1 protein-coding gene is annotated in these 1,168 nt (G+C 69.1%); it reads left to right on the top strand.

The window, feature by feature from the left end:
- Window positions 1-419 precede the first annotated feature (419 nt).
- Window positions 420-1,168: extensin family protein (locus BRAS3809_RS20135; protein ID WP_035657131.1), on the top strand; the 749-nt coding region annotated here is incomplete at its 3' end.

Here is a 1,168-nt window from a genome sequence, read left to right as displayed (position 1 = left end):
TTCAGCCCGCTGAGATCGACGCCGGAGACCTGCAGGCACGACAGCGACTGGCAGTTGCGCGGCACGGTCACGCGGATCTTGTGGCCGTCGAAATCGAACGCGATCGAACTGCCGGCCTGCGCGGCGCTGCTCGCGATCAGAACGGCGGCTGCGGCCAGATACACGGTCTTCATGGATGAGCTCCCTCGGGCGGCGTCGTGAACCTGAGGGAACTCTTAGATCGGCTCGGCCCGGGCCTCTGTGATGCGCGTCACGGTCCTCGCCACCGGCTCGCCAGACCAGGCCGATCACGATCGCCAACGAAGGTGAACGCGGCATACGAGCGCGCCGATCGGCCGGCTGCCCTCTGATGATGGTTTCCGCACCGTCAACAGACGGCATTGACAGCTCCTTAAGCAAATTGCCGCAAACCTCTGCAGATGACGCGCGGAGTTCGTTTGTATCTCGTCGGCTCCATCGTCCTTGTCTCGCTTGCGGGTTGCGGCCGTGGATTCTTCCAGGAGCGCGAACCGTGGCGGGCCGAGGCCGAGATCGCCTGCCTGAAATCCGGCGCGGTGAAGGAGAGCGCGGACATCGTCCGCATCGATCCGATCTCCGGCCCCGGCATGTGCGGCGCCGACTATCCGCTGAAAGTGGCGGCGCTCGGCGAATCCATCGCGAGCTACGGCTTTGCCGACGAGAACCTGCGGCCGCCCGGAACGATCGGCGGCCAGCCGCGCTGGCCGATCGCCAAACAGCCGCAGAGCTATCCGTCCTCGACCTATCAGCCGCAGCCGGCCTATCCGTCATCGAGCGCCGCTTATCCGGCCGCCGCATCGGCACAGCCCGGCTATGGCGCGGCGCCCGGCGCGCCGCTGCAGCTCGAGCCGCCGGCCGGCGAGGACGACGTCAATCTGCCGCCGGAGTCGTCCTATCCCGCCGCGCCGGATCGGCCGCAGGCCCCGCCCCGCGCGGCCTATCCGCAGGACCCGCCGCCGCGACTCGGGCCGTCGCGCGATCCGGTCGCCGCCGTCGGTCCCGTCGCGGTGAAGCCGACCGCAACGCTCGCCTGTCCGATCGTGTCGGCGCTCGACCGCTGGATCGCCGACTCGGTGCAGCCGGCGGCGCAGCGCTGGTTCGGCCAGCGCGTGGTCGAGATCAAGCAGATCTCGGCCTATTCCTGCCGCGG

Source organism: Bradyrhizobium sp. STM 3809, assembly GCF_000239795.1.
Taxonomy (GTDB): domain Bacteria; phylum Pseudomonadota; class Alphaproteobacteria; order Rhizobiales; family Xanthobacteraceae; genus Bradyrhizobium.
The sequence above is the reverse complement of the archived record's forward strand: the minus strand, read 5'-3'. Positions and strand labels throughout refer to the sequence as shown.